At 62.3% G+C, this 18411-nt stretch carries 16 protein-coding genes and 2 pseudogenes; 13 read left to right on the forward strand and 5 right to left on the reverse strand.

Annotated elements, in window-relative coordinates; genetic code table 11:
- Window positions 1-21: 21 nt before the first annotated feature.
- A complete protein-coding gene (locus IM738_RS10900) occupies window positions 22-729 on the forward strand; it encodes an RraA family protein (RefSeq protein WP_236965885.1) in 708 nt (235 codons plus the stop codon).
- A gap of 55 nt (window positions 730-784) precedes the next feature.
- Here the strand turns inward: IM738_RS10900 and IM738_RS10905 are convergent, their stop codons facing one another.
- From IM738_RS10905 to IM738_RS10915, 3 genes are read right to left on the reverse strand one after another with little or no spacing between them, the layout of a single operon-like run.
- Window positions 785-1591 carry a hydroxypyruvate isomerase family protein gene (locus IM738_RS10905; RefSeq protein WP_236965886.1) on the reverse strand — a complete coding sequence of 269 codons (807 nt, stop codon included), beginning with the start codon at window positions 1589-1591 and terminating at the stop codon, window positions 785-787.
- A gap of 46 nt (window positions 1592-1637) precedes the next feature.
- The gene (locus tag IM738_RS10910) at window positions 1638-2504 is read right to left on the reverse strand and encodes an amidohydrolase family protein (protein WP_236965887.1); all 867 of its coding nucleotides are present in this window, start codon (window positions 2502-2504) and stop codon (window positions 1638-1640) included.
- Window positions 2505-2553: 49 nt separating this feature from the next.
- Window positions 2554-3552 carry a Bug family tripartite tricarboxylate transporter substrate binding protein gene (locus IM738_RS10915; RefSeq protein WP_236965888.1) on the reverse strand — a complete coding sequence of 333 codons (999 nt, stop codon included), beginning with the start codon at window positions 3550-3552 and terminating at the stop codon, window positions 2554-2556.
- A gap of 245 nt (window positions 3553-3797) precedes the next feature.
- Here IM738_RS10915 and acnA point away from each other — a divergent pair, with 245 nt between their 5' ends.
- The 3 genes from acnA to IM738_RS10930 are packed head-to-tail and all read left to right on the forward strand — an operon-like array spanning window position 3798 to window position 8245.
- Window positions 3798-6440, forward strand: coding sequence for an aconitate hydratase AcnA (gene acnA, locus IM738_RS10920; protein WP_442908507.1), 2643 nt, complete (start codon window positions 3798-3800; stop codon window positions 6438-6440).
- Complete coding sequence (locus tag IM738_RS10925; protein ID WP_236965889.1) at window positions 6437-7180, forward strand: ABC transporter substrate-binding protein; 744 nt, start codon at window positions 6437-6439, stop codon at window positions 7178-7180. Before acnA ends, IM738_RS10925 begins: the two co-directional genes overlap by 4 nt.
- A gap of 3 nt (window positions 7181-7183) precedes the next feature.
- Complete coding sequence (locus tag IM738_RS10930; RefSeq protein ID WP_236965890.1) at window positions 7184-8245, forward strand: lactonase family protein; 1062 nt, start codon at window positions 7184-7186, stop codon at window positions 8243-8245.
- Between the two features lie 30 nt (window positions 8246-8275).
- On the opposite strand, the pseudogene IM738_RS10935 reads toward IM738_RS10930, so the two are convergent.
- A pseudogene (locus IM738_RS10935) lies at window positions 8276-8539 on the reverse strand (methylglyoxal synthase); the annotation flags it as partial.
- 13 nt (window positions 8540-8552) lie between these two features.
- A pseudogene (locus tag IM738_RS10940) lies at window positions 8553-8944 on the reverse strand (methylglyoxal synthase).
- Between the two features lie 165 nt (window positions 8945-9109).
- Here IM738_RS10940 and IM738_RS10945 point away from each other — a divergent pair.
- The 9 genes from IM738_RS10945 (at window position 9110) to IM738_RS10985 (ending at window position 18392) form a co-directional block, all read left to right on the forward strand.
- Window positions 9110-10081 carry a GntR family transcriptional regulator gene (locus IM738_RS10945; protein WP_236965891.1) on the forward strand — a complete coding sequence of 324 codons (972 nt, stop codon included), beginning with the start codon at window positions 9110-9112 and terminating at the stop codon, window positions 10079-10081.
- A 106-nt stretch (window positions 10082-10187) separates the two neighbouring features.
- Window positions 10188-11261: an isocitrate/isopropylmalate dehydrogenase family protein gene (locus IM738_RS10950; RefSeq protein ID WP_236965892.1), complete on the forward strand. Its 1074-nt coding sequence runs from the start codon at window positions 10188-10190 to the stop codon at window positions 11259-11261.
- A gap of 16 nt (window positions 11262-11277) precedes the next feature.
- The gene (otnK, locus tag IM738_RS10955; RefSeq protein ID WP_236965893.1) at window positions 11278-12540 is read left to right on the forward strand and encodes a 3-oxo-tetronate kinase; all 1263 of its coding nucleotides are present in this window, start codon (window positions 11278-11280) and stop codon (window positions 12538-12540) included.
- 22 nt (window positions 12541-12562) lie between these two features.
- Window positions 12563-13219, forward strand: coding sequence for a class II aldolase/adducin family protein (locus tag IM738_RS10960; protein WP_236965894.1), 657 nt, complete (start codon window positions 12563-12565; stop codon window positions 13217-13219).
- A gap of 129 nt (window positions 13220-13348) precedes the next feature.
- On the forward strand, window positions 13349-14329 hold the full coding sequence (locus tag IM738_RS10965; RefSeq protein WP_236965895.1) for a Bug family tripartite tricarboxylate transporter substrate binding protein: 981 nt from the start codon (window positions 13349-13351) through the stop codon (window positions 14327-14329).
- Between the two features lie 281 nt (window positions 14330-14610).
- Complete coding sequence (locus IM738_RS10970; protein ID WP_236965896.1) at window positions 14611-15609, forward strand: Bug family tripartite tricarboxylate transporter substrate binding protein; 999 nt, start codon at window positions 14611-14613, stop codon at window positions 15607-15609.
- Window positions 15610-15720: 111 nt separating this feature from the next.
- On the forward strand, window positions 15721-16185 hold the full coding sequence (locus IM738_RS10975; protein WP_236965897.1) for a tripartite tricarboxylate transporter TctB family protein: 465 nt from the start codon (window positions 15721-15723) through the stop codon (window positions 16183-16185).
- 60 nt (window positions 16186-16245) lie between these two features.
- Window positions 16246-17727 carry a tripartite tricarboxylate transporter permease gene (locus IM738_RS10980; protein WP_236965898.1) on the forward strand — a complete coding sequence of 494 codons (1482 nt, stop codon included), beginning with the start codon at window positions 16246-16248 and terminating at the stop codon, window positions 17725-17727.
- Complete coding sequence (locus tag IM738_RS10985; protein ID WP_236965899.1) at window positions 17724-18392, forward strand: aspartate/glutamate racemase family protein; 669 nt, start codon at window positions 17724-17726, stop codon at window positions 18390-18392. Before IM738_RS10980 ends, IM738_RS10985 begins: the two co-directional genes overlap by 4 nt.
- Window positions 18393-18411 lie beyond the last annotated feature (19 nt).

The raw sequence follows: 18411 nt of genomic DNA on the forward strand, positions 1-18411 counted from the left end.
ATCCATCAAGGAGACACCACCATGGACGCCGTTCGCCTTCAAAGAACCTATCTCGATCTCACAACCCCGCACGTGGCGGACGCCTGTCTGCGGCTGGGCATACCGGTCAGGTGCGCGCCCATGGAAATGCGGCCCGTCTGGAGAGGCAGTCATATGGTGGGCCGGGTGTGCCCTGCACGGCACTACGGCAGCGTGGACGTCTTCCTGGAGGCGATCAAACGCTCATCCCCTGGGGATGTCATGGTCGTTGACAACGGCGGGCGAACGGACGAAGCGTGCGTCGGTGACCTTGTGACGCTGGAGACGGCCCAAGCTGGCCTGCGTGGCATCGTGATCTGGGGCCTGCACCGCGACACCAAGGAGCTTGAAACCATTCGTCTGCCCGTGTTCAGCCTGGGCACCCTGCCGACCGGCCCCCAGCGACTGGACACACAAGAAGCACAGGCGCTCACGTCCGCCATCTGCGGCACCCATACCGTCAATGCTGATGACTTCGTGCTGGGCGACGACGACGGTCTCATCTTCATTCCGCTGGATCGGGCAACCGATGTTGCGGAACTCGCTGCCAGCATCCGCGACACCGAACGCTACCAAGCCGCCCGCATGCAACAAGGCACGACCTTCAGGGCACAAGCCCGATTCGATGAGTTTCTTGCTGGCCGGGAGGCCGATCCTGAACTGACGTTCCGCCAGCATCTGCGCTCGATCGGTGGGGCGATTGAAGAGTGATGAGCTCCGACCTCGACAACATGCCTGCGGTCAGCCGGGTGCACGCCGGAGCGCCTTAAACCTGTGAAGCAGCCCCTTGGTCGAGCACAGGCAGGACGCCGGACAGACGCTCCATCCAGCCAAGTCCCGCTTCAGTGCCTTGTGCGGGCAGGTATTCACAACCGAACCAGCCGTCATAGTCCACTGAACGCAGGGCTTGAAACGTGGCCGCAAAGTCGATGATTCCCGTGTAGGGCTCGTGGCGACCGGGGTGATCTCCCAGCTGCACATGGGCAATGTGCTTACCCAGTACGTGAACCACAGATACCGGGTCTCCGGTCAACTGGGCCGCATGAAATGTGTCAAACACCAAGCCCAGCCCAGGCAACTCCTTGATCAGTTTGTCGACATACTGGTAGTCCGAGAGTACATATCCAGGAATCGACACCTCGCTGATGACCTCAATGGCCACACCCAAGCCATGGCGCCGAGCCACGTGCTGGCTCAACCATAGGTTCTCCAGATAGGTGGCCATCACGCGCGGGTCGTCCAAGTCCACACCCACACCCGCCATGGGGTTGATCAAGTGGCTTCCCAGTCGCTGGGCGTGTGCCACGGCCTGGTCCAGCCCATCGCGGAACTCCGACTGGCGCCCGGGCAAAGCGGCCAGCCCCCGTTCTTGTTTGTGCGCCTGCCCCTGAGGCAACACCACGATGGGCCAATGCAGGTTCAGCTCGACGCCCAGTTGGCTGAGTTCATCCAGGTCTTCCTGGTAGAGGCTGGGCCACTCAATGCCCGAGAAGCCAGCCGCTGCCGCCCGGCGAATGCGCTCAAGGGGCTGGTGCTCGGTGAACAGGAATCCAATGTGTGCGCTGAGTTTCATGGGATGGCAGACAGAGCCCTGGCCAGTCTGTGCAGCTGCACGGTTGTCAGAACCCAAAGACCTGCGAGGGAGTGGTGACCATGAGGCGATGCCAGTCCTGCGCAGACCCTATACGGGCCTGGGTCAGAGCCAGCGTGTGAGCATCGTCTTCGTAGCGGAAGGGTTCAATGTCTTCCGGCTTGTGGCCCACATCCCGTGCATGACCACTCGTGTGTGGCCAGTTGCTGCCCCACAGCAGTTGCTTTGGGCCCGCCGCAACCAGGGTGCGCACCACCGGGGCCAGGTCACTGTAGTCGGGAGTCTGCGCCGACACCTGGTAAGGAGCGGACAGCTTCAAATACACGTTGGGCGTGAAGTCGAGCAGCCTGGCCAACGACAGGATGTCAACCGGATTGTCGTTGGGTTTGAGCAGCGCAAAGTGGTCCAAGACGATCTTGCGCTTCAGCCGTGCAAGTTCGGGCGCGATGTCCAGGATGTCCTTTAGATGGGCAAAAAGCTCGATGCTCCAGTCCAGCGACCCGAGTTGCTCGTTCAGTGTTTGCAGCTGTAGAACGAGTGCATCGGGATCGTTGGATCGACCGGACTCTTGCACCACCCAGTTGATTCTCACAGCCCGCACGCCGGCATCGTGCATGGCCTCCAACTGGCCGAGTGTGACGGATCGATCGAGCACCACCGACCCCCGAGCTTGCGCCCCAGCCTGGTTCAGCATGGTCAGCGCATCCAGCAAGCAAGCGTTGTTGGTGCCGTAGACGCTGGGTTGCACACACACCACGCGACCACAACCAATGCGTTCGAGGTGTCGCAACAGGTCGGCGCCGGTCGCGGCCCCCGGCGTGTAGGCGCGGTGCGACACGTAAGGAAACCGCCAGGGGTCGAACACATGAACGTGCGTATCGGTTTGCTCGGACATGTGCTGTTGGTCTCTCAACGTGCAAGATGGTGTGCGCTTCTCAAACGGGTCACTCGGCCTGAATGTTGGCCTTCTTGATGACCTCGGTCCAGGTCTTGACCTCCTGCGCCAGGAAGCTGTTGAACGCATCGCGCGATGCCAGGATCGGCGTGGCGCCCAGCTGATCAAATCGCGCGCGCAATTCGGGTGTGCCCATGGCCTTGATGGTTTCCTTGTGTAGGCGGTCCAAGATGTCCTTGGGTGTCTGCGCCGGCGCTGCCAGACCCACCCAGTGGGTCATCTCGTATTTTGGGAAACCCGCTTCGGCAAAGGTCGGCACGTTAGGGAGCTTGGGCGATCGTTTCTCGCCCGTTACCGCCAATGCGGTCACCCGGCCACCGGTCACCTGCGGACCGGCCGTGGTCACGCTGTCCAGCAGCATGTTGATCTCCCCGCCCGCCAGCGCCTGCATGGCAGGACCGCCGCCCCGATAGGGCACGTGCTGGAACTGGGCACCGGTGCTCACTTCCAGCAGTGACGTCGCCAGGTGCGGCGTGCTGGCGACCCCGCCGCTGCCGTAGTTCAATGCATTGGGCTTGCTCTTGCCGGCATTCACCAGTTCCTGTAGCGACTTGTAGGGAGAACCGGGTGGCACCATCATCACCAGAGGGGATTCCGCCACTTTCGCAATGCCGGTGATGTCCTTGAGCGTGTCGTATTTGAGGCGGGCGCCATAGAGCGCGGGCGCGGTCACGAACGGGGCACTGGGGAACAGCAGCGTGTAGCCGTCCGCCGGCGACCTGGCAACCAGTTCGGAACCGATGGTGCCACCCGCACCGGGCTTGTTGTCCACGATGACGGGCTGTCCCAGCTGAGCTTGGAGGCGCTCGGCCAGGATGCGGGCCATCACGTCGTTGGGGCCGCCAGCGGCGAAGGCCACCACGATTTTGATCGGGCGACTCGGGTAGCCCGACTGGGCATAAGCGCTACCGGAGATGACCGCAGCGACGGCCAGTCCGATAACGGCCGCACGGCGCGCTGGTGTGAAGGGGGTGTTTGAACGCTGCATGTCTTGTCTCCTAGCAAGTGAACACGGTTGAAAGTACCCGTGGGACGACGTCCCCACGGATTGATTTTATTGTATTCATGTATTATTTGATGCAATCATAGTGTTTGCTCCATCAGTAAAAACCACATCACACTGAGCGATTTAGGCAAAACCTAGAGTGGATAGACTGAAGGTTCAGAGCATTTTCAGAAGTTTTGGCATGAACCCATATTGCATTATATTTGCTTCAAATGCAAAATCATGTCATGAACAAGACAATCCCTGCCGACATGTCCAGCACCACCATGACGGTGCATGGCGTTTCCTACCGCCACGTGAACCTGTCAGCCCTGCTGGGCCCCCCCCTGACACGACTGCCCCATGTGCTGCGCGTGCTGCTTGAAAACGTGGTGCGCACCACCCAGGGCGCCGAGCGACAAGTTCACGTGTCCGACCTGCTCCAGTGGCTGGATCACGCCAGCAGCGAAGCCGAGATCCCGTTCCAGCCAGGCCGTGTGCTGATGCACGACACCACCAGCACCCCTGCGCTGGTGGACATCGCCGGCATGCGGGATGCATTGGCCGAAGCCGGCGTGGACCCGGCGGTGCTGAGTCCCACCCTGCCGGTGGATGTTTCGGTCGACCATTCGCTGGCGGTCGAGGTCTATGGCCGACCCGATGCGATCACGCTGAACATGCAGCACGAAATCCGCCGCAACCGTGAGCGCTACCGCTTCCTGCGCTGGGCCTCGAAGGCACTGGACGGCGTACGCATCAACCCGCCCGGCACGGGCATCATGCACACCATCAACCTGGAACAGTTGGCCACCGTCAGCTGCGTCGAACAACGCGACGGCCAGGCCTGGCTGATCCCCGACGTGATGCTGGGCACCGACAGCCACACCCCGATGGTCAACGGCTTGGGGGTGCTGGGCTGGGGCGTCGGCGGACTGGAAGCGCAGACCGTCATGTTCGGCATGCCCACCATGTTGCGCATCCCGGACGTGGTGGGCGTGCGATTGGTGGGCCGGTTGGCAGCACCTGCACAGGCCACCGACCTGGCCCTGACCGTGACCCAGCGCTTGCGTGCGCTGGATGTGACCGGCGAGTTTGTCGAGTTCTACGGGCCTGGTGTGTCTACCCTCTCGGCCAACGAGCGGGCGGTGGTGGCCAACATGGCTCCGGAATATGGCGCCACCACCGGCTACTTTCCGGTGGACGAAGCCACCCTGAGCTATCTGGCGGCCACTGGCCGGAGCCCGGCACACATCGAGCTGGTGCGCGCCCACCAGCAAGCGTCCGGACTGTGGTTCGACCCACTCGCCACCCCCGTCTATTCCAAAACCATCGAAATCGACCTGGGCCAGATTGGTGTGCACATCGCGGGTCCGACCCGGCCGCAGGACCTGCTGTCGTTGCAGGACGCGGGCCGGGCGCTGGACGCGGTCGGCTTTCAACCCAAAGCAACGTGCGAGGACATGCCACTGCATCCCGTGGGCATTGCCGCCATCTCCAGTTGCACCAACACCAGCGATCCAAGGCTGTTGATTGCCGCCGGTCTGTTGGCCCGCAAGGCCAGGGCCAAGGGTCTGACGGTGCCGTACTGGGTCAAGACCTCGCTGGCACCCGGATCGCCCGCGGCGGCCAGCTACCTGCAGCGTGCCGGCCTGACCGACGACCTTGCAGCACTGGGCTTCAACATCGTGGGTTATGGATGCAGCACCTGCATCGGCAACCCCGGACCGCTGACCGAGCCGATCCGCCTGGCGCAGGAGCGGGGCGAGGTGAAGGCGCTGGCCATTGTCTCGGGCAACCGCAATTTCCCGGGCCGCGTTCACCCCGATATCGAACTGAGCTTCATCATGTCGCCGCTGCTGGTGGTGGCGTTCGCCATCGCCGGCGACGCCCGCCGCAATCTGCGCGATGAGCCGCTGCAGACCGGAGCGGACGGTCACCCAGTCCACCTGGCCGACATCTGGCCCACGGCTGATGAGATCGACGAAACCTTGCGCCTGTCTCAAGCCCCGGCAGACTACGCGGCCGACTTTGCCAGGGCCAGCGCCAACCCGCTCTGGCACGCCATCGAGGCGCCGGACGCGCCACGATATCCCTGGGACGAGGCGTCCACCGCGTTGCGACGCCCCCCTTTCGCGTCGCTCCAGGAAGGCTCGCAACTGGGCACCTACCGCGCCTTCCCTCTGCTGGTGCTGGGTGATGACATCACCACCGACCACATCTCTCCCGCCAGCGCGATACCGCCCGACAGCCTGGTCGCCGACTTTCTGGTCGAGCGTGGCGACGACCGGCGCGACCTCAACGTGTTCGCGTCCAGGCGGGGCAACTGGGAAGTGATGCTGCGCGCAGCCTTTCACAACAAGAACCTGCGCAACCTGCTGGCGCCCGGCGCTCCGGTGGCGCACACGCTGCACATTCCCACGGGCGAGACACTGCCCCTGTGGGAGGCGTCGGCAAGGTACAAGGCCGCAGGGCAATCTGTCGTCATCGTCGCGGGTGAACGCTACGGCATGGGGTCTTCGCGCGACTGGGCTGCCAAGGGTCAGCGGCTGCTGGGCGTGCGCGCCGTGCTGGCGGTCGGCTTCGAGCGCATCCACCGCTCCAACCTCATCGGCATGGGCATCCTGCCGGTGCGCATGACCCACGGCGTATCGCCGAGCAGCCTGAACATCCAGCCCGGCGACGAGATCGAGGTGGTCGCAGATGCCGCAGCACTTAGCCCACGCTGCGACATCGAAGTGCGCCTGCGCCGTCGAGACGGCAACTCGACATCCATTCCGGCCAAGGCCGCCGTTGAAACGCAGCTCGAAGTCGAGCTGCTGCAAAAGGGTGGCGTGATTCCCGCCATCCTCGAAAAGACCATCGCACAGCACCTTCACAGAGATCTCCCATGAGCACCGTATCGGACGCCCTGAAGAAAACCCTTGCACCCACCGGTCGCCTGCGCGCGTCCATCAACCTGGGCAACCCGGTGCTGGTGCACCGCAACCCCACCACGGGCGAACCCGAAGGTGTCTCTGTCTCGCTAGCGCAAGCTTTCGCTCAGCATCTGGACCTGCCCCTGGACATGGTGGTTTTCGACACGGCCGGCAAGTCTGTCGATGCGGTCACCCGGGAAGAGGCTGACTTCGGCTTCTTCGCCATCGATCCGATCCGCGGTCAGGGCATCCACTTCACTGCGCCCTACGTCCTCATCGAGGGTGCGTACCTGGTGCGCGAAGGCTCGACCTTCACCTGCAACGACGATGTGGATCAGGAAGGCGTGCTCGTCACGGTGGGCAAGGGCAGCGCTTACGACCTGTTCCTGACGCGCGAACTGCACCGGGCACACATCGTGCGCGCGCCTTCGTCGCCCACGGTGGTGGACGTGTTCATGGAACAGGCGCTGGATGTGGCCGCCGGCGTGCGCCAGCAACTTGAAGCCGACCTGCAGCGTTTTGAAGGTCTGCGTATCCTGCCCGGCCGCTTCATGGTGATCGAACAGGCCATGGGGCTGCCCCGTGGGCGTGGAGAAGACGCCGCCCGCTGCCTGTTTGATTTCCTGGAAAGCGCCAAGGCTTCAGGTCTCGTGGCCAGGGAACTGGCCCGCTTTGGTATCCAGGGTGCGTCAGTGGCTCCCGCTGCGAAGGCCTGAACCATGTGGGCTTACATCGGCTCCAGAACCACCCGCGAGCGCAACGCTCGCGGCGAAGGCATCAGCATCTTCCACGTCAACGAATCCACCGGAGATCTGACCCCCACGGACGTCGTAGGCGGCCTGCTGAACCCATCTTTCCAAGCCTACAGCGACCGCCATCAGGTGTTGTACTCCATCCATGGCGACAGTCAGGAAGTCAGCGCTTTCCGAGTTCACACAGAAACGGGTGCGCTCACCTTTCTCAATCAGGTGTCCTGCGAAGGACGCAACCCGGTGCATCTGGCGCTGGATCCCAGCCATCAGCGGCTGGTGGTCTCCAACCACCTGACCAGTGCCATGGCCGTATTGAGCATCATGGACGACGGTCGGCTGGGTCAGGTGACACAGCTCGTTCCGCTGGTAGGCGAACCCGGCCCGCACCGGAAGGAACAGCCCTTCTCCAAGCCGCATTTCAACCCGTTCGATCTTTCGGGACGCTTTGTGGTCGTGCCGGACAAGGGGCTGGACAAGGTCTTCGTGTTCCAATTTGAGAACGGCCAGCTGGTGCCCGCGCACAACCCGTTTGTTTCCAGTCGCGAGATGGCCGGTCCGCGCCATGTGGTGTTCCATCCGAACGGGTCATGGCTGTACTGCGTCAACGAACTGGACTCCACTGTGACTGCCTACCGCTTCGACACTGGCAGCGGTGAGCTGACACCGTTTCAGGTGTTGTCGTCGCTCAACGAGCGTTTCACAGGCAACAGCCGAGCCTCTGAAATCGAGGCCCACCCCAGCGGGCGCTGGCTGTATGCCTCCAACCGCGGCGAAGACAGTTTGGCCGTATTTGAGATCGATCAGGCCAGCGGCGACCTGCGCCTGGTGCAAACCGTACCGACCCTGGGTCGCACGCCCCGCTTTTTTGCCTTGCACCCGTCCGGCCGCTGGCTCTACGTGCTCAACGAAGACTCGGACACCATCGTGCGCTTCCGGGTAGATGAGCGCTCAGGCTTGCTGGCACCCGTGGGCGAACCTCTTCATTGCGCCAGCCCCGTGTGCATGAGCTTCGTGGGTTTGAGTCACTAAACGGAATGCGACTGCACGACCATCCGCGGGTCAAACCTGCCCGGTCTCGCTGGGGAGGTTCATCGCCAATGAGTCCAGCAGCATGTCAGCGGTGGACAGGTTGGTGGCGCAGGGTACGTTGTGCACGTCGCAAGCCCTCACCAGGGCATTGATGTCCGGTTCGTGCGGTTGAGGCGTCATCGGATCCCGCAGGAACACCAGGGCCTGGACGTGCCCCGCCACCAGCTTTGCGCCGATCTGCTGGTCCCCGCCCAGCGGTCCGCTGAGCACACACTCCACCTCCAGGTCGAGCTCTCGGGACCGCGGGTCAAACCTGCCCGGTCTCGCTGGGGAGGTTCATCGCCAATGAGTCCAGCAGCATGTCAGCGGTGGACAGGTTGGTGGCGCAGGGTACGTTGTGCACGTCGCAAGCCCTCACCAGGGCATTGATGTCCGGTTCGTGCGGTTGAGGCGTCATCGGATCCCGCAGGAACACCAGGGCCTGGACGTGCCCCGCCACCAGCTTTGCGCCGATCTGCTGGTCCCCGCCCAGCGGTCCGCTGAGCACACACTCCACCTCCAGGTCGAGCTCTCGGGACGTCGGCCTCCGGTGGTCCCGGTGGCCACCAACGCACATTGACGCAACAGAGACAGGTGCTTGCCCGCCAGGGCCAGCATGTCGTCCTTCTTCCGGTCGTGGGCGATCAGGGCAAGTCTCATCTGTACAAAAGATTTATTGAGCTTATATTGTACGAAAATTGTCTTTGATACACAAATGCAGCAATTCACCCCGTCCATCCGCCAATGCCACGCATGCCTGCGTGCCATGATTACGGTGGGTTTGTCCATAATCGTTTGTCAGTCCCAACAAGCACACCCAACGCCATGAACACGCCCAGAGTCGCCAAAATAACCAGCGCGATGCCGCACCCTCCCAGCGGCATCGCCAACTCGGTGGCGGCCGGCATCCTGGAATACATCCGCAAGCTGGACCTGCCTGCCGGTCAGCGCCTGAGAGAACAGGCGCTTGCCGACGAACTGGGCGTGTCGCGCTCACCCATCCGCAAGGCCCTGCAGTACCTGGAGTCGGCCGGGGTGGTCGCCTCCAGTCCCAACCGGGGTTTCTTCCTCAAGCAGAGGGCTGCCGATTTGATGCGCCTGGACATGCCGGCGGACGATGAGTCGGACGAGGCTTTGTACATGCGCGTGGCCGAAGAGCGCCTGAGCGGCGTACTCCCCGAAGAGGTCACCGAGGTCGATCTCATGGAGCGCTACGAATTGTCCCGACTGCAGGTGCAGCGCGTCCTCAACCGCATGGGACGCGAAGGACTTGCCGAACGCAAGCCGGGTCGTGGTTGGGTGTTCCTCCCCTTCCTCAGCACCGATACCGCCTACCGCGAGGGCTACCGCTTCCGCATGATCATCGAGCCGGCAGCATTGCTGGAGCCCAGCTTCCGGATCGACAAGGCCGCGTTCGACCGGATACGCCGTGACCAGCGGGCCATGCTCGACGGCGGCATTGAGAAATGGCCTCGCGGTGAGTTGTTCCGCGCAGGTGCCCAGTTCCACGAAACCCTGGTCGCTGCGTCGAACAACAGCTTCCTTCTTGAGTCCATCCGCAACGTCAACCAATTGCGGCGCCTGGTCGAGTACCGGGTGAACGTGGACCGGAGCCGCCTGTACCGACAGTGTGAAGAACATCTGATGCTGCTGGACCTGATCGAAGGAGGTGATCGGGTCGAGGCCTCCTACAAGCTGCGCCAGCACCTGGACGTCGCGCGCAGTATCAAACTGCATGACGCGGACGAGGCCGCCGATGGCAAGCCATCATCTGCGCCGGTGGAAGTCAACGTCTAGCCAAATGGATCTACGAGTTTGTACTAATAGTTGACAAAGTACAAAATCACTTTATACTCCTGGGTCAACTGGTGGCGCGGTGCCGCCTTTTCTCATGGAGACATAGATGAAGATTCTTGTGCTGCCCGGTGATGGCATTGGTCCTGAAATCGTTGCTGCTTCCCTCAAGGTCTTGACGGCCGCGAGCCAGAAGTTCGACCTCGATCTGAGCTTTGATCACGACGACGTGGGCTTCACCAGCCTGGAAAAACACGGCACGACGCTGCGCGACGAAACGCTGGCCAAGGCCCGTACCTACGACGGCATCATCCTGGGCACGCAGTCGCACGCCGACTACCCGGCCCCCGAGAAGGGTGGTCGCAACGTCTCGGCTGGCTTCCGCATTGGCCTGGACCTGTATGCCAACGTGCGCCCTGCCCGCACCCGCCCCTTCCTGGAGTCGAACATGCGTCCGGGCAAGACCATGGATCTGGTCATCATGCGTGAGGCCACCGAGGGCTTCTACCCGGACCGCAACATGACCCGCGGCTGGGCCGAGCTGATGCCCAGTCCCGACATGGCCCTTTCCTTCCGCAAGATCACCCGCCACTGCAGCGAGCGCATCGCGCGCCGTGCCTTTGAACTGGCGATGAAGCGCAACAAGAAGGTCACCGCCATCCACAAGGCCAACAGCTTCCACATGACCGACGGTCTGTTCATGGAATGCGTGCGCGACGTGGCCAAGGAATTCCCCGAAGTCACCCTCAACGACCTGCTGGTGGATGCCTCCACCGCCCACCTGGTGCGCAACCCGGAGCGCTTTGACGTGCTGGTGGCGACCAACTTCTACGGTGACATCATTTCCGATCTGGCCAGCGAACTCTCCGGCAGTCTGGGCCTGGCTGGCTCCATGATGGCCAGCGACACCCACTGCTGCGCGCAGGCTCAGCACGGCTCGGCACCCGACATCCAAGGCCAGGACAAGGCCAACCCGGTGTCGATGATTCTGTCCTGCGCGATGCTGCTGCAGTGGCTTGGCGAGAAGCGCGGCGTGCCCGCACTGGAAGCCGCCGCCATGGCGATGGACGTGGCCGTGGACAAGGTGCTGGAAAACCCCGCATCGCGCACGCCAGACCTGGGCGGTTCGACCGGTTGCCAGGCTTTTGCCGACAAGGTGGCCCAGGCCCTCCTGAACGCTTAAGCCGACGAGGTCCATCATGTACCTCGGATGCATCGCAGACGATTTCACCGGGGCGACCGACCTGGCCAACAACCTGGTCCGGTCGGGCATGCGGGTGGTCCAGACCATCGGCATCCCGACTGAGCCACCGCCCGCCGATGCGGACGCGGTGGTGATCGCCCTCAAGACCCGGACCATCGTGCCTGACGCGGCGGTCGCGGAATCGCTCCAGGCCGGACGCTGGCTGCGTGCCAACGGTGCGCGTCAGGTCTACTTCAAGGTGTGCTCGACCTTCGATTCCACCGACGAGGGCAACATCGGACCGGTGACCGAAGCGCTGATGGACGAACTGGGTGCGAACTTCGTGCCCGTCTGCCCGGCTTTCCCCGAGAACCAGCGCACCATCTTCAATGGCTACCTGTTCGTGGGCAACGGCCTGCTGAGCGAGAGCAGCATGCGCAACCACCCGCTGACGCCCATGCACGACCCGAATCTGGTGCGAGTCATGCAGCGTCAATGCAAGCGACAGGTTGGCCTCATCGACCACCGCACGGTCCACGCAGGCTCGGGCGCGGTCAAAGAGCGTATCGACCTGCTCAGGCAATCGGGCACCGAACTGGCCATCGTGGATGCCACGTCAGACGAGGACCTGCTCATCATGGGCCGCGCCTTCGCAGGCGTGCAGCTACTGGTTGCGGGCTCTGGTGTGGCACTTGGCCTACCGCAGAACTTCGGCATCGCACCCAGTTCGCAGTCGTCTCAGCTGCCAGCTGCGCGCGGCCACAAAGCGATCGTGTCAGGCAGCTGCTCGGTGGCGAGCAACGAGCAAGTGGCGACTTTCAAAGCCAGGGGCTACGCCTCATTCGCCATTCACCCGCTGCGCGCGGCCAAAGGCGAAGACCTCGTGGGTGCGTGCCTCGAATGGGCCAAGTCCCGACTTGGGAACGAACCCATCTTGATCTACGCGACAGCGGAACCTCAGGCCGTAAAAGAAACGCAGGCCATTCTGGGGGTGCAGGCCGCAGGAGAACTCACGGAGCACATCCTCTCCTCTATCGCAGCAGGGCTGGTGGCGCAAGGGGTGGGCCAACTCGTGGTGGCCGGAGGAGAAACCTCGGGCGCCTGCGTCAAGGCCCTGGGCGTTACCAGCATGCGCATCGGCCCGCAGATCGACCCAGGAGTGCCCTGGTGCCATACCGGAGAAAACACGGCCGCACCGCAAGGGCTGCACATCGCGCTGAAGTCCGGCAACTTTGGCACGTCGGATTTCTTCACCAAGGCGTTCGGGGTGCTGGCATGAGTGCAGGCCAGGAGGTGTTGCTGTGAACGAAGCCGAACTTCGCTCCGAGATCTGCCGTATCGGCAAAAGCCTGTTCGACAGGGGTTACGTACACGCAACGGCGGGCAACATCAGCGCCCGCCTGGCGGACGGCTTTCTCATCACACCCACCGACGCCTGCCTCGGATTCCTGGAACCGGAAGCACTGGCCAAAGTGGCACTCGATGGAACACAGCTCAGTGGCCAGAGGGCCAGCAAGACGCTGGTGCTTCATCGGAGCATTTACGCGGCCGATGCCGAGGCGATGTCGGTCATCCACACACACTCGACCCACCTGGTGGGCACCAGCCTGACAAGTGCATGGACCTCCGACGAGCTGCTTCCCCCCATCACGCCGTACTTCGTGATGAAGGTCGGCCATGTGCCACTGATCCCGTACCACCGCCCGGGCGACCCTGCGGTGGGCGAACTGGTGGTTCAGGCCATTGCCAGGCATGGGGCGGCCGGGCGTCGGATTCGGGCCGTGATGCTGGATCGGCTCGGCCCGAATGTTTGGCACAGCTCGCCAGCCGCTGCCATGGCCACGCTGGAAGAGCTGGAAGAAACCGCCCGGCTCTGGTTGCAGGCCAGCCCCAAGCCAGCCCCCCTGAGCGAAGACGCTATTGACGAACTCAGGGAACATTTCGGGGCCAGCTGGTAAGGCCGCAGACGGATCACACCGCAAACAAGTCAAGACAGGCCAAGGGCGCCTGATTCCCTGATCGCTTCAAGCGCAGGCCACGCAGAGGGCCGCATTCACCCCGACGGATCCACCGAAGAGGAGACAAACATGATGAACTCAGCGCGCGCGCGCAGTTTTTTGGCCGGCCTGCTGTGGACCCTATCGGGCGCCGCATTCGCAGCCGACGCATTCCCGACCAGAGCACTCACGCTCGTCGTCCCCTACTCGGAAGGTGGCAGCTCGGACACCCGTGCCAGGCAGGTCGCCCGACACATGTCGACCCACCTGGGACAGCCCGTGCAGGTTGTGAACCATGCCGGTGATGGCGGGAATAAGGGTACCGATCTCATTGCGAAAGCTCGGCCCGATGGATACACCTTCGGGCTCGGCAACTTGGCCCCGATGACCGTGAACCGGCATCTCAATCCTGCCCTTCCCTTCAATCCCAAAACGGACCTGCGGGCCATCGGCATGATCGAGCGTGGCCCCTTGGTGTTGATGGTCAGCGCCGACGCCGACTTCGCCACCGCCCAGGCAATGTTGGACAAGGCGAAGAACGGCACCGGCCGACTGCGTTATGCCTCGGCAGGCGTCGGAGGCTCCTTTCACCTGGCGGTCGAGCTGCTGGAGCAGCAAGTGGGGTTTACTGCACAACATGTGCCTTTTGACGGTGGCGGCAAGGCGACTGAGGCCCTGTTTCAAAAGAAGGTGGATTTCAAGTTCGACGGCGTGCCGTCCGCCGTTGCCTTGCTGTCAGAGACTCCCCCCAAGGTCAGGGCACTGGCAGTGGCCAGCCGTCGCCGGTCACCGGTATTGCCTGGCGTACCGACGTTTCGAGAACTGGGCATCGATGGCATGGAAGTATCGAACTGGCTCGGATTGGTGGCGCCTTCAGGCACCCCCGATGTCGTCATCGAACGGCTGAACCAAGCACTGCTTTTCTCTCTTTCCCAGTCCGATGTAGGTTCGACCATCACCCGCAATGGGAACGAATTGGGCGCCGGACCGCCGATGTACTTCGACGCCTTCATGTCGGCAGAGTCGTACCGATGGGGCCGACTGATCCGCGAAAAGAAGATCTCTCCGTAACCCCCGCCCCCCTTCAGTTGCCCATGCATGACCGCAGACGACGACAGGACCTCAACTCCACCGAATAAGACAAGCCTATTTATGTTTTAAGAAAGTACTAGGAACAATTTTCTCGGTGTTTTCCATGAGATAACATCCTTGCAATGTGTTTTATCATTGCTTGAGACTATTCGAACAGATGACTTCGCACATGCGCAACGCGTCCAGCAGGCTCTGCACGACTGTCCAAGACCGGTCCACACCGGAGACCCCCATCCATCCAACGTTCAGAGGTATATGAAATGAAAATTTGGACCAGGCGCTACCTGATTTCTGCCATTCCGGCACTGCTTGTTTCGACGGGCGCTCTTGCCCAAGACTGGGCTCCAAACAAGCAAGTCACCATCGTCGCGCCGGCCGGCGCAGGTGGGGGCCTGGACATGGTGGCGCGCACCATGGCGAAGGTGTTTGACGCCAAGAAGATCGTGACCCAACCCATCACGGTAGAAAACAAACCCGGTGGCGGACAGGTCACGGGCACGGTGGAGTTCGCCACCAAGGAAGCGCGCAACGATCACAAGCTGATGATCGCGTCCACCCCGTTCATCCTCAACCACATCAAGCGCGACGGCAACAGCCCCATTGGCCCGGACCAGATCCATCCCCTGGCCATGCTTCAGGTCGACTACGGAGTGATCGCTGTGCGCGCTGACTCCAAGTTCAAGAACCTCAAGGAACTGGTGGATGCGGTCAAGGCAAACCCGGCCAACGTGCAGTTTTTGGGCGGCGGGGCACCCGGCACCTGGGACCACTTGAACACCATCCTGGTGGTGCGCAAGGCCGGTGTCGACACCAAGGCCTTCAAGTACAACTCGTACAACAACGGTGGTGAGGCTCTGACGGCGCTGCTCGGAGGTCACGGTGAAGCCATGACCTCCGATGTGTCCTCCATCAAACAGTACGTGCAAGCCGGCAAAGTCCGTGTGCTGGGCGTTTCCTCTGCCGCACGACTGACCGAAGACGACGTGATGAAGAGCGTGCCCACCTACAAGGAACAAGGCTTCGACGTCACCACCGCCAACTGGCGTGGTGTGTTCGTCGGCAAGGACGTCTCGCCCGCAGCGAAGGCTTACTGGGGCAAGAAGGTGGCCGAACTGGTGGCCACGCCGGAATGGAAAGAGGAGCTCAAAAAGCAAGGCGTCCTCAATGAGTACAAGGACGCCAAAGGGTTCTATGCCCACCTGAAGGAGGAGCTGGGCGACTACACCGACAGCTACAAAGAACTCGGTATGGCCAAGTAAGGCGGCCTGAACTTCTAAAAATCTGTGTTTGACAAGCCCCAGCGCTGGACGGCGCCGGGGCTGTCATGTGTTTCTGGCGCCGATGGCGCATGAAGTTTGAGGATCCAGTCCATGTTCGATCGAATATTCAACCTGATTCTTGTGGCCCTGGGTGTCGCGCTTTACTGGCATTCAGGCACCATGACCACCGACTTGACCAGTGGAAACATCGGTCCGGAAATCCTTCCCAGGGTGCTTGCCATCGCATTGATCATCACGGCCAGTCTGAACCTGGCCACGATCATGCGCAAACAACCGGCTGGCCGCATAAACGGGGGAAATGAAGATAGTGACGACCGCAGTGCGTACACCAAGTTTCTGATCCTCGTTGGCCTGCTGGTGGCCTATTCCCTGCTGCTGGAGCAGTTGGGCTACGTCATTTCCACCTTCCTGTTCCTGCTGGCCGCTATCCAGACGATGGAGCGCGGCCGCCTGCTCAAGTCTGCGGTCATCTCAGCTGCGTTTGCTGGCGGCGTCTACCTGCTGTACGTCAAGGTAGCTCTGGGCTCTCTGCCCCCCCTGCCGTTTCTTGAATAACCCCTCATAAGGCTCGTTGTGGAAGCTCTTCAATACCTGTCGCAAGGTCTGGGGGTTGCATTGCAACCCATCAACCTGCTGTTTGCATTCATCGGTTGCCTGCTGGGCACCTTGGTCGGCGTCTTGCCTGGCATCGGCCCCATCAGTGGTGTGGCGCTGCTCATTCCGGTTACCGCCTCCATCACCAGCGGCATGCCGGCAGCCGATGCCGCCACCAGCTCCATCATCCTGCTCGCTGGCGTGTACTACGGCGCCATGTATGGCGGCTCGACCACGGCCATCCTGATCAACACCCCGGGCGAGAACTCCTCAGTGTGCACCACCCTGGACGGTTACCAGATGGCCAAGCAGGGGCGCGCCGGGGTTGCCTTGGCCATCTGCGCCATTGCATCGTTTGTGGCCGGCCTGATCGCCTGTATCGGGCTGATTTTCCTGGCCCTACCCCTGGCCGAGTTGTCGCTGAAATTCGGCCCAGCCGCCCAGTTCTCGCTGATGATTCTGGGTCTCTGTGCGCTGAGCAGTCTGGCTGCCAAGTCACAGCTCAAAGCCTTTGTCATGACACTGTGCGGGCTGATCCTGTCCACCGTGGGCGTGGACCCGATTTCGGGTGTCGCCCGCATGACTTTCGGATACACCGAGTTGTACAGTGGCATCGAGTTCCTGACGCTGGCGGTAGGCATGTTTGCTCTGGGTGAGGTCTTCAAAACCATCATCACGCGTGACTACGCATCTGGCGAACCGATCCAGGTGGGCAGCCTCCTGCCCAGCGTGCAGGACTTGAAGGACAGCACCCCCTCCATCCTGCGCGGTTCGCTGCTTGGCTTCTTCCAAGGTCTCATCCCCGGCAGTGGCGCCACGCTGTGCTCGTTCATGGCCTACACAGTGGAAAAGAAACTGAGCAAGAACGGCAAGAACTTCGGCAAAGGCGCCATCGAAGGGGTGGCCGCCCCCGAGGCCGCCAACAACGCGGCAGCAGGCGGCGCCATGATCCCGTTGCTGACCCTGGGCATTCCCGGCACCGGCACCACCGCCGTGCTGATGGGGGCGCTGATCATGTTCAACATCACCCCCGGACCTCTGCTGTTCCAGGAACATCCGCAAGTGGCCTGGGGCCTGATCGCCAGCATGCTGGTGGGCAACGTGATGCTGCTGGTGCTCAACCTGCCCCTGGTCAAGGTGTTTGCCAAGGTCATCGAGACACCTCCCACCTACCTGATCCCAGGCATCCTGGCCATCTCGGTCTTTGGTGTGTACGCGGTGCAGGTCAGCATTTTCAACTTGTTGCTGATGATCGCCAGCGGCGTCGCGGCCTACTTCCTGGCCAAGAACGACTACCCGATCGCTCCGCTGGTGCTGGCGCTGATTCTGGGCCCCCTGATCGAGAACAACCTGCGTCGGGGCATGAACCTGTACAACGGCGACTGGTTCCAGTTCCTCTCGGATCCTGCGTCGATTGTGTTCCTCACGATCGCTGTGCTCTGGGTGGGCATTCCGCAGGTCATGAAGCTTCGCGGCAAGACCGTTCTGGTTGAGGACGCATGAGCGACAAGGAAACGGCGCCTCGCGTGGTTCTCGTCCACGCGGTCCCGGTGGCCATGGCACCAGTGGAAGCGGCGTTCAAGCGCCTGTGGCCGCAGGTCCGTCGCAGCAATCTGCTCGACGATGGCCTGCCGGCCGATCTGGAGCGCGCGGGGCGGCTGACTCCCGAGCTGCATGAGCGCATTGCGCGCTTGGTGGATCATGCCGTGGGCATTGGAGCCCAGGGCGTGTTGTTTACCTGCTCGGCGTTTGGTGATGCCATTGCGGCCGCTGCGGCACGAGCACCCATCCCGGTGCTCAAGCCGGACCAGGCCATGTTCGACGAGGCCCTGCAAGCAGGACGCCGCATAGGCATGCTTGCCACGTTTGCGCCAGCCGTGCCCAACATGGAGAGGGACTTTCGCGCAGCGGCAAAGCTCCGCGGCATCGACGTGGACATCGAGTCGGTTTGCGTGCCGGAGGCCATGAATGCCGCGCGGGCGGGCGATACCGTTCGGCACAACCAGCTGCTTGTCGAAGCGACCTCTCGACTGGCTCATTGCGACGCGGTGATGCTGGCACAATTTTCCACGTCTGTAGCACTCGATGACGTGCAGTCGGTGCTGGCCTGCCCAGTGCTCAGCTCTCCCGATGCGGCTGTGGCCCTTCTGAAAAAGCAACTCGGCTGACGCACCAGCAACAAGACCA

The organism is Hydrogenophaga sp. SL48, assembly GCF_021729865.1.
Classification (GTDB): Bacteria; Pseudomonadota; Gammaproteobacteria; order Burkholderiales; family Burkholderiaceae_C; genus Hydrogenophaga.